The organism is Candidatus Woesearchaeota archaeon (assembly GCA_018303405.1).
In the GTDB taxonomy this organism is placed as follows: Archaea; Nanobdellota; Nanobdellia; order Woesearchaeales; family JABMPP01; genus JAGVYD01.
The window spans coordinates 1-13,515 of record JAGVYD010000015.1; the positions used below are offsets into that span (position 1 = coordinate 1).

The window sequence follows — 13,515 nt, forward strand, 5'->3', positions numbered from 1 at the left end:
CAAAAATACACTTTTGAAGAATACCAAAGTGTAAGGAATCAGAGTCGGCTTACAGATTTCAACTAAACGCTGTGGGCTTCAGCCCACGGTAGTTTACAAGCAAAACAATAATCAATATGGTAAGGTTTATTCTTTCGATGGTACATATAAAGGGTTGACTTAGTTTCTTTACCAAATTCATCTTTAGTATGTTGATGATATGTACTAAAAACATGTTTATTTTTGAGAATTGAGATTGTATCTCCAAGAGTTCCACACAAAGGGTAATCTGGTTTTTTATCCCAAATAACATTCCAGTTAAAATCTCCAACTATAATAATCGGTTTCTCCAACAGATTCTTATAATAATTAATCGCAGAATAAACTTGCCCGATGTATCTTTGCTTCACATTTGTTGTATCATTCATTGCCCAAATTGCCAGCAAATTGAATTCAATTTTACCCATAACCTTTATCAAAATTACATATCGAAAAAGAGGATTATATTGAGGGTGAATTTCGAGTTCATAATCCTTGTATGAAAAAATGCCTAACCCTTTATTTTTATTATCACCAAACCATAATTGCTTAGTTGTTTGCTCTCCAAATTTTTCGCATTCTGGAACAACGACTATATCTGGCTGATATTGTTTTATATGCTCGGCTTTATTGCGATAAGCCATTTTACAATTCCAAGTTATAATCCTCATTGTGGTTCTCTGGTTTAACAAAGCATATTCATATTCTTGAAGAATGTCTTTGCATGTTCTATGCTTTCTTTTGCAGGCTCTTTGTTTGCTTGTGGCATTGTTCTATAAGTAAATTCTCCTCGTTTCTTTTTCTCCTCTTTGAAGAGCCCAAGTAGATATTCTGCTCGAACCAAAGCTTCTTGGTATATCTTCAGAAGTTCAACATCAAGTTCTCCGCTTTCAACAAATTTTTTGAATTCTGCGAATGATTTTTTGTGTTCTTCTGGCGCAGAAACTTCAACTCCTTTCTTGGCAAGATATGCTTTCGCACCATAGAATATACTATAATAGCTATGTGCGATGACTGCACTGTAATATGTTTCTGGATCATTGACTTTGAAAGTTTCTTTCTGAATGTTTGGTTCTTCGCTTATCACAAATATTATTTCTGCAAGTTTTATTTCATTTTCAGCCCTATGAATATACAATTTTAAATCCATTGTTTATTCCCTCCTGAATTATTGAATAAAATATCACTGGATTATATATTGCAAGATGTTTGTATGCTATCTGTTTTCCCAAATTTTCATGTTTGTCTTTTAACATCTGGAGCATCTCATCTTTTGTAATAATATGGGCATCTATCTTTAAAATAGATTTGAGCTCAGCAGATTTCATAGATAATTCACAATTCTTTTTGTCTTCCACTGAATTTACGAAGAGTGCAATATCTAAATCGGATTTTTCTTTTTGTTTCCCTTCCGCATATGATCCGAAAATTACAATAGATACAAATTCTATATTTGATAGTTCTTCTCTAATTATTTTTAAACTGCTTTTAACCAGGTTAGAGCGTTTCTCTTTCATAATTATATCAAAATATGAAAAAACCGTGCTATTATCTAAATTTATAGCATATAAAATTATATTTCCAACTTCTCTTTTTCTCACAAGGTCTTCAGTGAGAAATTTTATTATTGCTTTTTGAATTATGGAGTTTGAGTTTTCTTTCGAATAGTCCTTTATTTCTTTATAAGTCAGCTCTTTATACGGTCTTCTCAAGAATGCTTCAAATATTTTTATCTGCTTTGGAGTTAACATTCAAATACCTTTTTTCTAGTATGAACATACCTAAATAGAGGTATTATATAAAGGTTCCGATTGAAAAAAGAAAAAATGCAGGCTAGTTATCCTGCTTTTTGAGTGCAACGCCCTAAGTTTTCTCCTTAGGAAGGGCAGTTTTTACTAGCCGCAACAACGCTTTCTCTACCGTCGCAATTCAGTCACTTTACTGCCTCGGGGCATAATAACGAATTTTAGAAAAAGCGTTTATGCTACTGCTTAGTAGCGAAACATTTATAATGGCGGAAATGTTATTCTATCGTTGTGAAGACAGAAAAATCCGGAACTCCCTGTGATGAATAGTCTCATTTTAATCCTCTTTTTCTAATCTCTTTTCAATCTCTTTTTTTAGTGCATTTATGTGCAGTTCAAACTTTAATTTCAGCATTTTCCAATCTTCATACTTTAATAATTGTCCTCTGTAGTTGATTGCGTTTCTTTTTAGCCTAATGGTTTCAAGGAATTCCCAGCCGAGTTCTAGGTCTGGATGTTTGAAACAGATGTATGCGTTTTTACATTGATGGTTGTCTGCTTCAATTCCTTCAAACAAGAGATATGTTTCAATTAATCCCCTGAGTGATTCATAATGGTCTCGAAAGACAAATGTCCAATCTGTGCTGTCTTTTGGAATATCTTTTGATTTGCTGTTTATGAATTCAAGTCCTTTTTCCGCGACAATTTTTAATGATTTTATAAGTTCAATATCTACATATTTTTCTTTTATGCTTCCAGTGCTCATGCAAAATTTGTAAGTTTTGTCAAGATTGTCAATTGTAAGCTTCATTTATGCAACCTCTGCAAAATCTTGTATCTGTCCCTTTAAGATATATCCATTAACGATGTTCTTTATGAGCCCTGTTTTGACTTCTTTTATCTCTTCTTTATTCTCAAAGATATGCAGCTCAATATTCTTGTGGAGTTTTAGTTCATAAAATTTTTTATCAAAATCCGAAATATCTCCGAAAACAAAAATATCAATATCTGAGTCTTTGTACCAATCACCTTTTATTATGCTGCCAAAAATAATTATTGTTCTGGCTTTTGAAAGGGATAAAAGTTTTGGAATGAGTCCACTTTTGTGAAGTTGCTCCAAGGCATAGATTCTTTTTATTGAATAGTAATTTGAGTTATTACTTCCAACAGTATAATATGGAAATCTATTTTTTTCTTTCACATATTCTAGCAATCCTTCAGAAACATATTTCTTCAGCCATTTGTTTGCTACTAATCTTGCAACTTTTGCAGATTTGACTATCTCTTCAAAGTGCCATTCTTTTAAAGGGCTGTTTTCCAATATTAGTTTCAATATATTTTCTTCTTTGCTCGGGCTTGCCATAAATTAGTATAACTGAGATATACTATTTAAATGTTTCGGTTAAGGTGCCGTCTAATCTGCGGGACTTTTCCCCATTTTTTGCATCTCCATCGCTAACCAGCTCTTTCACCACTTAGTGACCTTGTAGCGCTTTTTTGAAAATCAGTCACAACTACTGCTTAGTAGCGAAACATTTATAACAGCGGGATTAATCCAACCCGTAATGCCATATGAAACTACTATCGGCACTGCCAGTCCGGGCAAGGCCGAAACACTGTCGCAAAAAATCTATCTTTTTACAGACAAGGCTCTTCGTTTTCTTGCGCCTGGCATTGACAGGTACAGGAAATTTGGAAAAGAAGCTGAATTGCAAAGGCTGGAAATGCTGGGCAATCCTGAAATATTTCCTGAACCGGCACGGCCTTTTCTCGCGAAAAATCTTGGCAATGAGTCTTTAAGGGATTACTGGCACGTCATGGCGCAGCAGTCGCTCATAGTCTTGGATTATTTCAATTATGACCATTCAACCAGGAAAATCCAGGAGGCAGCAGGAGAAGTCGGGAGGGCTTTCCATCTTCTAAAGGCAGCTGACATGCGCATTGAAACTTCAGGCGCGGGAAGGATGTCAACGCTCCAGGATATTGTGCAGACGGCCAGTACCCATCCAAGGCACCTGGCCATGCCTATTGACAAATTCATAGCATCAGAATACCAAAGATATGAGCAGGAAATGCCGGAAGTTTCTGTGGCAATCGACGAATTGCACTTAATCCACCTTAAATACATGCTTGCAACATTCAGCAAATCCTCAAGCCTGCCCGAAGACCTGGAAAAAATGGCCTGGCGCGCAAGGTTTGGCAGGAAAGCCGGTGAAATCCAATATCAAATCCTGAAGCATTACGTCCCTTCACTGCCCGAAGCCTCGCGGGAAGTATTTGAAAGCCTCGGCGAAGCAGGCGCAATCAGGGATGACTGGGCAGATTTCCGTGAAGACAGAAAAGAGGGGCATGGCTATAACCATGCAATATCCAAATATATTCTCGGAGCAGATAAGGATGCCAAGGCATTTCAGACCTTTGGCTCACTGGAAAACCTGTCCCAATGGAGAAAGCACGCTGCATTCCTGGCCCTTGCGTGGCTGTACAACAGAAGAAGGAAAATTGGCTTGACAGATGATATTGCTGCTGGAAATTCAGATTCTCAATGGGCAAAATAAGCTTCCTTGAAAGCACCTATGAAGCTTGCGGCAGATGACTCAGAAATTCTCCCTTCCATTGCAGCAGTCCCGAGGCTGGATTTGGCCAGCCTTAAGTCAAGATTTAGCAAGTCCTGTTTCAATTTACGGGCATCTTCCCTTGCGAATTCCTCCTGCTGTGCCATCAGGCCTTTGACTTGTATGTCTTGCCGGGCCAAGTCATATGATAATTTTGTAATTGGATCCATGCTCAATATTGCCCTGACTTCCTGGAGGCTGAATTCCGGCGCCTTGGAAATGTCAACAGCCACTCCAAAATCAATAAGCCTGGCGTCATCCCCTGTTGATGTAATGACGTGGGACTTTGTTGGCAAAACTTGTATAAGCGCATCCGCATAAATCACATCTGCCTTGTGCAAGTCCGCATATTTTTTGCCAATCGCATGGCCTGCTTTCCCTGCCATGCCAGGCTTGGCCCTAAGCACTTCATGCAGTTCAAATCCAGGGACGTAATCCTCAACAAGATAGCCGTCAATGCTTGGATGCTGCGCCGGGCCTGCGCCCAGTATGCTCGCCACTGTTGCGATTTTTGCCTCGTCACTTGACTGGACAGGCTTGATTACTCTTGGCCCATGCCACCCTTTCATGTCATATAACGTGATAAGCCCCCTATTAACGCCTGCCATGATTGGCTCGCTTCCATTCATCTGGCCAGCATCAATCTTTTCCATGATTTCAGGAAAGAAATAGTAAGGCCCAAACTTTTTTACCCTGTCATCATTTAAAATTTTTTGATAAAGCTCGGGATCTGACGTTGCCAATGGTGCCAGCGGAAACCGCAAGTCAAATGGCTTGCCAAATGTTCCCTGTGGCTCGTGCGGGGCTAGGGCAGAATCATCGCCATATTCCTGCTGGCCTTTCCATATCTCCAATGCCTTCACATAAGAACTGTCCATAGTCAAATCTGCAGGGCTGCCTACTTTTATGTTGCCTGACAAGGTCTGCCTGATTCTGCTGATTTCCGCGCCTGAATATTTTATCATATCAATATGCAATGTCGCATCCTTTTTAAAGATTTGTAGTGTAACTACTTTGTGAAAGTGAAAATAGAAGATGAAATAAACAAACCTTTTTTGATAAAAAAGGTTTGACCAAAAAATATGCCCAAAATAAGGACGAAAGCTTACCTTTTTTTGTAAAAAAGGTAAGGCCAAAAAACTACTCTACTCATTCGGCCCCAATCCCTTCCTTTCCCTGATGCGCCTGATAACATCCGGCTGTTTTTCGCCCGGCAGCCTCTCGAATGCCTGGTCTGCAAGCGAGGAAACTCCCTTGCCTTCAGTCGTGCTTCTTAGGTCAGAAGCCCAGCCTATCATTTCCATGACTGGAATCTTGGCCTTGACTGTTACGCCAAAATCATCCATCACAACATCCAAAAGCTGGCCCCTTTTTGAGCTGACAAGCTTTGACACGCTGCCCATGTGCTCCTGCGGCGCCTCAATCAGATGGGTCTGGATTGGCTCGTAGATCACAGGCCCGGCTGTCATCATTGCCGCCCTTATGCCTTCCCTTACTGCAGGATAGACCTGTGCCGGCCCCCTGTGGATGGCGTCTTCGTGCAATGACATATCAGTCAGGATAACCTTGACATTGATGCACGGCTCCCTTGCCTGGGGCCCCCTTTCCATTACATCCTCAAACATGTCCAGGATCATTTCTATGACTTCAATCATGTGGATTTGGCCTTTTGTAGCGTCCATGAACACGCAGCCCCTGAAAATGTCCTTGACCTGGTCTGCCTCTTTTGTGTCCATGCCGGTCTGCATTAATTTTTCCCTGAGGTCAAGGTTTCTCTTCTTGATCCTGCCTTCAGGAACAATATCGTCCCTGATCGCATTGGCCAATGCCTCGTTTATAGGCTCTACCTTGAAGTAGAATTTGTTGTGCTTGTTCGGGGATTTGCCCTCTGCTTCCTGGGACAGCCTGGTTATGGATTCCCTGAACACCACAATGGGCGAAGATGTCTTTATGTCAACGCCTTTTTCAGTCTTAATCCTGTTTTCAATGATTTCAAGATGAAGCTCGCCCATTCCCGACATGAGGTTTTCGCCGGTTTCTTCATTAATCTCAATCTTGATTGACGGGTCTTCCTTGGAAACTTTCCTAAGCACTTCAACTACCTTTGGCAGGTCCTGTGGCTTTGCAGGCTCAACAGCCTTTGTAATGACTGGCTCGAAAATGTGCTTCAGTTCCTGGAATGGCTCTTCAACATCAGATGTTATTGTTTCGCCCGCGCTCCCGACAAGGCCTCCAATAGCAAGGACATTTCCTGCCGGAACTTCCTCTATAAGCTCTGGCTTGATGCCATTGTAGACATAGACAGTCTGGATTCTCTGCCTGCTTTTTGCAAGGTTCAGGTAGACTTCCTGGCCCTGCTTGACCGTGCCGCTGAAAAGCCTGCCTGCGGCGAGCTCCTTCCCGCTCCTCGGGTCGATGACAATCCTTGTGATGACAAATGCGAGCCTGCCTTCCTTGTTGCATGTAATAAGGTCCTTCCCGAATTCAGTTTCAGCATCGCCGTGCCATATCTTGGGAATCCTGTAGACCTGCGCCTGGACCGGGTCAGGATGGTGCTTGATAACCATGTCAAGGATGACTTCGAACAATGGGGCATTTTCCCAAACCCATTTTTTCTGGTCTTCATCATTCATCTGGTAGATTTTCTCAATATCTGCAAATTTCACATTTTTTTTCTGCATGTAAGCAAATGAAAGCGCCCAGTTGTCCCTTGCGCTCCCGAATGCCACGCTTCCCTTGACAATGTCAACTTTCCACGACTGCTTGAACTGCGGCTCTGCCAGTTGCTCGATGAGGTTATTGAATCTCTTAATCAAATCCAGAAACCTTTCCTGGATTTTGTCAGGGGTCAATTTCAGCTCCTTGATAAGCCTGTCAACCTTGTTGATGAAAAGCACTGGCTTGACCCTTTCCCTGATTGCCTGCTTCAGCACTGTTTCTGTCTGCGGCATGATGCCTTCGACTGCGCAGACAAGCACTATAGTCCCGTCAATTGCCCTCATTGCCCTGGTAACGTTTCCGCCAAAGTCAATGTGGCCTGGCGTGTCAATGAGATTGATAAGGTATTCATGGCCGCCGAATTCGTGCACCATGGAAACATTTGCGGCATCAACTGTAAGAAGCCTTTCCTGCTCGTCCTTGTGCTGCCATGTTGCCATGCCTTCTTCAAGGTCGCCCGCATTCTTGGATGCCATGTGGCCTGATGCTGCCAGGAGGTTGTCAGTAAATGCTGTTTTTCCGTGATGAATGTGCGCACTTGTGCAAATGTTCCTGATATTTTTCGGAGCTCCTGCGAGCCTCCTTACCTTGTCAACCATCTTTTCGCCGATTTTTATCACCTTTGCAATTATTCCGTGCCAACGCCCATATTCTCATTCAATGCCAATATTATTATTGCCAATATTATTATTGATTGGTTACCGCTAATGCTCCTGCTGTTTCGTTTCTTTAATGCAAATTAATGCAAATCAGAAACTCACAGGACATGGTCCTCATGCGAAGACCTGTAGCTGTGCAATTCATCATCCTTGAACCACAGGCTGATTTCCTGTGCCGCAGTTTCCGGCTTGTCAGAAGCATGGATCAGGTTTCTGCCGCCCTTTTTATTCGCATCAGCATATGCAAGGCTGAGGTGCGCAAAGTCTCCCCTGATTGTGCCCGGCAAGGCATCATGGGGTGAGGTGGAGCCAACCATTTTCCTGACATTCTGGATCGCATGGACTCCTTCTATTGCCATTGCAACAATGGGGCCCTGGGTCACATAGTCAACTGTGACATCGAAAAATTTCTTGCCCCTATGCGCTTTGTAATGCTCTTCTGCGAACTTCTTGTCTGCCCAGACCATCTTCAAGCCCACTATCTTTAGCCCTGTTTTTTCAAACCTGGCCAAAATTTCTCCGATCAGGCCCCTAAAGACTCCATCTGGCTTGATTAACACCAATGTTCTTTCAATCATGCTTCCACCTTCTTTTGGGTTTATTGGTCCTGCGCTTCTGCTGCTGCGCCGGCCTGCTTGACTTTTGCGTATTCAGCAGTCCATCTTGTGGTTCTTGGATTCCGGCCAAGCTTTATCATATTCTTTTCGCACTTGTTGCTGCAAAAATAAAGCACCTTGGTGTCCTTCTTGACATACATTTTGCCGGTTCCCGGACTGATGTTGTTGTGGCAAAAACTGCATTTTGTCATATTAATCACTTCCCTGATTAGCCATTGCCCCTGCCGCCCTTGGCGAGCTGCCTGGCTTCGAATTCTGTTTCTCTCAGCATCAGAATGTCGCCTATCTGCACAGGCCCCTTGACATTCCTTCTTATGATTTTGTTGGCATCCCTTCCTTCCAGGACTTTGCACCTGACCTGGATAACTTCTCCCCTCATGCCTGTCCTGCCAATGAGCTCTTCAACCCTAGCCGGGAATCCGGGAGTGAACTGGGTTTCGCCCTTCCCGCCTGTTGCGGCTGTTTCTGTGCCTGCTTCGCGGGCTGCTTTTTTCCTTCTTTGGTCCTTGTTGATTTGTCCCATGTGTCACACCATTACTTCTTGAGCTTATTAGCCAATTCTTCTATAAGTCCCTTGGCATCGCCTTCAACTACAATCGCAACGCTGGATGTGGGCAAGTCAAGGCCCGCGGCTGCGCCGAGCTCCTCTCTGCTGCCGACTATTGCACAGACAACTCCCTTTTCCTCTGCGATCAGGGGGATGTGCATAATAATCTCTGGAGGAGAAACATCCTTGGCAATTGCAACCAATTTTGCCTGGCCTTTTTCCAAGGCCTTTGTAACTTCATTTGTACCCTTCCTGAGCTTGCCTGTTGCTTTTGCTGTCTCTATTGCTTCAAAAACCTTTTCCTGCATTTCCTTTGGTAATTCTTCTACCATGTTATTCCACCCCGAGTTAAGACTTTAGGACAAGATAATTAAGAATCTGTCCCTCGTTCAGGCCATTTGGCCGTCATCAGTCACTGGTATCTAAAATGGAAAAATACAGGGTTTATAAATGTTGCGGGAGTGGCAGGCTTTGCCCGAAAACTCGCCTTTCGGCCCGGTTTGGGCATCCGCTCAGCATTGCAGCTTCCCATGCATTGCATTTTTCTCCTCTACAACCCCGAAAAATGCATAATCCCTCCGGGAATGGGCTTCGCAAAATTGATGCCCAAACTCACTTTTCAGACAAAGCCGAAGTGGAATGCCAATTTGGCAAATATTTATTAATTGCCAGCCAGAGCTTGGTGGCACATGCCAGAACCTATAACACACCAAGAAGTTTTGCAGGGCCTTACAATAGACGGCTTTGTCAGCTACCTGAATGACATGCTGCATACAAACGAGGGAACAGTTTTCCTTGGCGAAGCAATGATAGACCCTATGCTGATGCGCAATCTGATTAGGCATGCAACCAGGCATTTACTGGGTGAGCCGATTGTGGTTGCAAAGAGCAAGGGCTTCTACGATATCCGGCAGGAAACCCCTGATTCCGTCAACATGCTTGGCCGCGGCATGCAGGATTCAAGAAGCATAGGGCATATAATTGTGACTCATCATACAGATGAAGTCCTGGGCAGGGGCATTCCTGTTTATGAAAACATTGACATAAGCATCCGTGATTCCCTGCAGCTTAAAGATGGCTCAACACTGTCACCGTCGACAATCAGGGTGTCCGGGATTTATGACTATGGCTGGCATCTTCACAGGGACGATAAAGGCAAGGCAGGGCTGGTCAATCTTCGCATCATGGACACACTAAAGCTTTTTCCAAATGAGATATTCTACAGGGGAGGCTATCCTCTCACTGCAAATTACTGGGAACCCGGCCAGAATGAATAATTTTTTTGCCTTCAGGATGCGCAACATCAGAAAGTGTCCCAGTATTCCTGGAGATGGTCAACCTGTTCCTTTGGCCCCAGCCAGGTAAGCAGTTTTGACCTTTTTTTATGGTCATCTTCCGCACCCCACTCATAAAGCACCTCAATCATGCCCACATCAGGCATGCCAGTCAGCTCAGCTATCTGGCGTATATCTGGCTCGGCCCAGACAACACCGCCTGAATCAAATGCATATGCCGGAAAAATGCCCTCTTTTTCGAGATAGGAAAGTATATTCTGAATGTAGGGGAGATGGTGCTCTATGAGAGAATGGACTGTAGCAGCCCTGGCTTCGCGGATTTGGGAATGGGAATATGACTCATCCATCACTGACAGCTGTTCCAGCCTATCCTGGAGCGATGAATTTTCAGGGACAACTATCTTTACAGGTATTTTTCCATCACCCCTGCCATTGCCCGGCATCTCTATTTTTTCCCTTAGGCCCGGACCCAGCTTTAGCAGGCTTGACGCGCCAAATACCGGTTTCTCTATGGTGTTTGCCATCAATGCCATATAAAATTCCAAGGGCGTTGGCTTTAAAACTTTTGGCGTTAATCATTAGGCTAATAAACCAGGCTGAATATCCAGCGAATATGTCATTTGTCAGAAAATATTATGAGTATTCAACACAGCCAACATTGCCTGTCCAGTCAGCCTACAAGCTGCTTTGGAAACTCTCGACGGAGAATGGCTCAAAGAGGGCAACAGCCTATGCTTATGTCGGCGAAACCAACTACCAGTCACACGCCATCCAGTATGCTTTGCTTACAAGGCAGTGCAACCAGGACGATATTCTGTTAGGCGATATAAATCCGCATACAAGGCAATTTGAGGAATATGACAGGAGAATGCCTGCAAGGGTAAAGCATGATGGCAATGGAAATATAATCGCAATGGATGTTCCAGAGGGCCAGATCCAAAGGCTGAAGACACTGGATCAATTATTGGGCATTGGAAATATTGAAATTGTGCAGCAAATATCTGCAGCATAGCAGAAACAATTTTTCTTGAGACTGGATAATTCGGGCAGAGAAAAAATAAAACAAAATATCTTCCCAAGGAAAATCTGCCTTAAGATATACATTCATGGCCAGGCAGTAATTATTATCCCCATCACGAGCATCACAATCAGGTAATGGAAAGCATTTATCATGAACAGCCTAAGCGGCTTTCCTTCCCACAGCACCATTCCCATCAGGACTGTTGCTATAAACCCAAGCCAGGCCCAGAAAGCGATTTGCATGCCAAGCAAGACTGTGGATGCCCTGGTGTAATAAATGAACAGGGAAAGCATGTATGCCATTACCAATGCGCCGATAAACGCCATGATATAAGACTTGGCCATGCCTTTTTGCTTGTTCTTCTTCAGCTGCTTCGGCGTCAATCCGGCATCCTTTGTCCAGGCACTGCCAAACAAAGGCCCGTACCATATCGATCCTATCACAATATTAGCAATTGCGCAAACCAACACTGCATAGATATTTACAGATCCGCCCATGTTATCCCCCCGCTGCATTGCAATATGCAGCCATTTGACATTCCTTTGCTTTAAGTTTTATATACTTTGTTGTTTTCAACACGCCAGTTTCCAGGGCAAGACTTTTAAATTGAACATTTTTCCATAGCGTCAAGGGGTGTATAATGATGAAAAAAGAAATGATGTTTTTTTGGACAGCCTTTATCGCATTGCTTGTGCTGTTTTTTTCAGGATGCACGGCATCGATTGCGCCAAATCCAGATGACAGCGCACTTGGAGGGGGCACACCTGTTAATCAGGGCCAGGCAGATGCAGCGTCTCCAGATGACGGGACAGCAGATTCTGCAGCACCGGATGCCACTACGCCAGTCAAGCAATTTTCAGTTGAAGCCAAGCAGTTTGAGTTCGTGCCTGGAACACTTATCGTCAATAAAGGCGACTTTGTCAAACTGACAGTCACAAGCACAGATGTTGAGCATGGATTTGCAATCCCCGAGTTCGGCGTGAATGTCAAGCTGCCTCCGAATGAGCCACAGCAGGTTGAATTTATTGCTGACAAGTCCGGCGAGTTCACGATAATGTGCAGCGTCTACTGCGGGTCAGGCCACAGGGAGATGAAGGGACTGCTGATTGTGAATGAATAAAATTTCTTGGAATTTATTTTTTTATTTTAAATTTCTGCCGAATTTTAAGATGCTTTTGCAGTTATTGCTGAAGATATGGGCTTGTAAAAATTGCCGTCAGGCCCTTTTGTGAACCCAAGGCGCCCTGCAGTTCTGTCATACCTTCTTATGGCGAATTCCTTTTCAATCTTATGGCCGCCTGAGGCATGAACCCACATATTGTTTTCTGCTGATTGTATCCCCAAAGTTTCAATGCCTTGCTTAACGGCCCATGCAGTTGTGTAATCGACAAGGAAAGCTTCCCAATCAAGAGGGGCCAGGGCCCAGGAATCTCCAAAAACTTGCCTCCGGGGCGTTCGCATTTCTGCGTACTCAGGCCTTATCCCCTGAATCTGCTTAATAAGCAGGGTTTTGGAATCCGTGAAGTCAAACCCTGCAAGGCCCTGCAATATCTGATCAAAATGCAAGCCAAAGCCAAATTTTCCGTCCAGATACACTTCAAAAATCAAGCCATCCTGATAGCGAGCTCCCCATTCTTTTTCAGGGCCATCGGTTTCTGCATATTCGGGGTTAATGCTACTCAGTTTTCCTATTTGATATCTTGCTTTTGTGGCATTGCGCATTTTATTTTCCGGCTTAACATACTTGGCGAACAAATTGTCATTTTCCAATCCTGCTAGTTCATGGCCAGCAAATTCAAGCATTTTATCGTGGAGAAGCAGCATATATTCCGTATCTGGGCCCGCATTGTAATTTGCTGCTTTTCGTTGCGCCAAAGCAACTGCCCTGACCAGTTCATGCATTTCCAGCCCACCTGAGTCCCTTATGTCTTTTGGAGGTATTCTCAAAACCTCACTGAAAGGCAGATTGTTCACATGCCATGCAACAAAATTGCGACCAAAGGCGCGATAAATTTCCGGCAAGGGCACTGCCCGCAGCATTCCAACAAGCTGATCCTTTCTTTGATATTGGTCCAATCCACTTAGTGAATTGTCCACTGGGGGATTCTTGTGCAAGAAATCCACAATTGCATCTATCGTAATTTCTGGCTTGTGTACTGTTTCTGCAATAACTTCAGGTGCTGCCATGTTGTCGTGCTGTGAATAAATCTTGGCCGCTTTTAAATCTTTGTTTTTTTTGTCACTATTAAGATACGACAAAAATATGAAAATGCAAAGATT

The 13,515-nt window shown here is 43.4% G+C and carries 18 protein-coding genes; 4 read left to right on the forward strand and 14 right to left on the reverse strand.

Annotation, left to right across the window (positions count from 1 at the left end; translation table 11 throughout):
• Positions 1-62: 62 nt before the first annotated feature.
• The 5 genes from J4227_05955 to J4227_05975 form a co-directional block, all read right to left on the reverse strand.
• Entirely contained in the window at positions 63-662 is a 600-nt protein-coding gene (locus tag J4227_05955; GenBank protein MBS3110044.1) for an endonuclease/exonuclease/phosphatase family protein, read from the reverse strand.
• A 41-nt stretch (positions 663-703) separates the two neighbouring features.
• Positions 704-1,168, reverse strand: coding sequence for a HEPN domain-containing protein (locus J4227_05960; GenBank protein ID MBS3110045.1), 465 nt, complete (start codon positions 1,166-1,168; stop codon positions 704-706).
• A complete protein-coding gene (locus J4227_05965) occupies positions 1,143-1,769 on the reverse strand; it encodes a nucleotidyltransferase domain-containing protein (GenBank protein ID MBS3110046.1) in 627 nt (208 codons plus the stop codon). Before J4227_05965 ends, J4227_05960 begins: the two co-directional genes overlap by 26 nt.
• A 331-nt stretch (positions 1,770-2,100) precedes the next feature.
• Positions 2,101-2,574: a hypothetical protein gene (locus J4227_05970; GenBank protein MBS3110047.1), complete on the reverse strand. Its 474-nt coding sequence runs from the start codon at positions 2,572-2,574 to the stop codon at positions 2,101-2,103.
• The gene (locus J4227_05975; GenBank protein MBS3110048.1) at positions 2,575-3,126 is read right to left on the reverse strand and encodes a nucleotidyltransferase domain-containing protein; all 552 of its coding nucleotides are present in this window, start codon (positions 3,124-3,126) and stop codon (positions 2,575-2,577) included.
• Positions 3,127-3,328: 202 nt separating this feature from the next.
• Between J4227_05975 and J4227_05980 the strand changes: the two genes are divergently transcribed.
• Positions 3,329-4,321 carry a hypothetical protein gene (locus J4227_05980; GenBank protein ID MBS3110049.1) on the forward strand — a complete coding sequence of 331 codons (993 nt, stop codon included), beginning with the start codon at positions 3,329-3,331 and terminating at the stop codon, positions 4,319-4,321.
• Here the strand turns inward: J4227_05980 and J4227_05985 are convergent.
• The 6 genes from J4227_05985 to rpl7ae all read right to left on the reverse strand — a co-directional run bounded on the left by J4227_05985 (position 4,306) and on the right by rpl7ae (position 9,251).
• Positions 4,306-5,343 carry a hypothetical protein gene (locus J4227_05985; GenBank protein MBS3110050.1) on the reverse strand — a complete coding sequence of 346 codons (1,038 nt, stop codon included), beginning with the start codon at positions 5,341-5,343 and terminating at the stop codon, positions 4,306-4,308. The genes J4227_05980 and J4227_05985 overlap by 16 nt on opposite strands.
• Before the next feature lie 180 nt (positions 5,344-5,523).
• A complete protein-coding gene (locus J4227_05990; GenBank protein ID MBS3110051.1) occupies positions 5,524-7,707 on the reverse strand; it encodes an elongation factor EF-2 in 2,184 nt (727 codons plus the stop codon).
• 146 nt (positions 7,708-7,853) lie between these two features.
• A complete protein-coding gene (gene ndk, locus J4227_05995) occupies positions 7,854-8,333 on the reverse strand; it encodes a nucleoside-diphosphate kinase (GenBank protein ID MBS3110052.1) in 480 nt (159 codons plus the stop codon).
• 20 nt (positions 8,334-8,353) lie between these two features.
• On the reverse strand, positions 8,354-8,563 hold the full coding sequence (locus tag J4227_06000) for a 50S ribosomal protein L24e (protein ID MBS3110053.1): 210 nt from the start codon (positions 8,561-8,563) through the stop codon (positions 8,354-8,356).
• A gap of 17 nt (positions 8,564-8,580) precedes the next feature.
• Positions 8,581-8,895, reverse strand: a complete 315-nt coding sequence (locus J4227_06005; GenBank protein ID MBS3110054.1) for a 30S ribosomal protein S28e — start codon at positions 8,893-8,895, stop codon at positions 8,581-8,583.
• Positions 8,896-8,906: 11 nt separating this feature from the next.
• A complete protein-coding gene (rpl7ae, locus tag J4227_06010) occupies positions 8,907-9,251 on the reverse strand; it encodes a 50S ribosomal protein L7Ae (protein MBS3110055.1) in 345 nt (114 codons plus the stop codon).
• 357 nt (positions 9,252-9,608) lie between these two features.
• On the opposite strand from rpl7ae, the gene J4227_06015 reads away from it, so the two are divergent.
• Positions 9,609-10,196: a hypothetical protein gene (locus J4227_06015; GenBank protein ID MBS3110056.1), complete on the forward strand. Its 588-nt coding sequence runs from the start codon at positions 9,609-9,611 to the stop codon at positions 10,194-10,196.
• A gap of 26 nt (positions 10,197-10,222) precedes the next feature.
• Here the strand turns inward: J4227_06015 and J4227_06020 are convergent, their stop codons facing one another.
• Entirely contained in the window at positions 10,223-10,747 is a 525-nt protein-coding gene (locus tag J4227_06020) for a hypothetical protein (GenBank protein ID MBS3110057.1), read from the reverse strand.
• Positions 10,748-10,827: 80 nt separating this feature from the next.
• Between J4227_06020 and J4227_06025 the strand changes: the two genes are divergently transcribed.
• Complete coding sequence (locus J4227_06025) at positions 10,828-11,226, forward strand: hypothetical protein (protein ID MBS3110058.1); 399 nt, start codon at positions 10,828-10,830, stop codon at positions 11,224-11,226.
• Positions 11,227-11,318: 92 nt separating this feature from the next.
• Here the strand turns inward: J4227_06025 and J4227_06030 are convergent, their stop codons facing one another.
• Complete coding sequence (locus J4227_06030) at positions 11,319-11,732, reverse strand: DUF1761 domain-containing protein (protein MBS3110059.1); 414 nt, start codon at positions 11,730-11,732, stop codon at positions 11,319-11,321.
• A 143-nt stretch (positions 11,733-11,875) separates the two neighbouring features.
• On the opposite strand from J4227_06030, the gene J4227_06035 reads away from it, so the two are divergent.
• Complete coding sequence (locus tag J4227_06035; protein MBS3110060.1) at positions 11,876-12,355, forward strand: cupredoxin domain-containing protein; 480 nt, start codon at positions 11,876-11,878, stop codon at positions 12,353-12,355.
• Between the two features lie 44 nt (positions 12,356-12,399).
• Here J4227_06035 and J4227_06040 read toward each other — a convergent pair whose 3' ends face one another.
• Positions 12,400-13,422: a hypothetical protein gene (locus tag J4227_06040; GenBank protein MBS3110061.1), complete on the reverse strand. Its 1,023-nt coding sequence runs from the start codon at positions 13,420-13,422 to the stop codon at positions 12,400-12,402.
• Between the last annotated feature and the right edge of the window lie 93 nt (positions 13,423-13,515).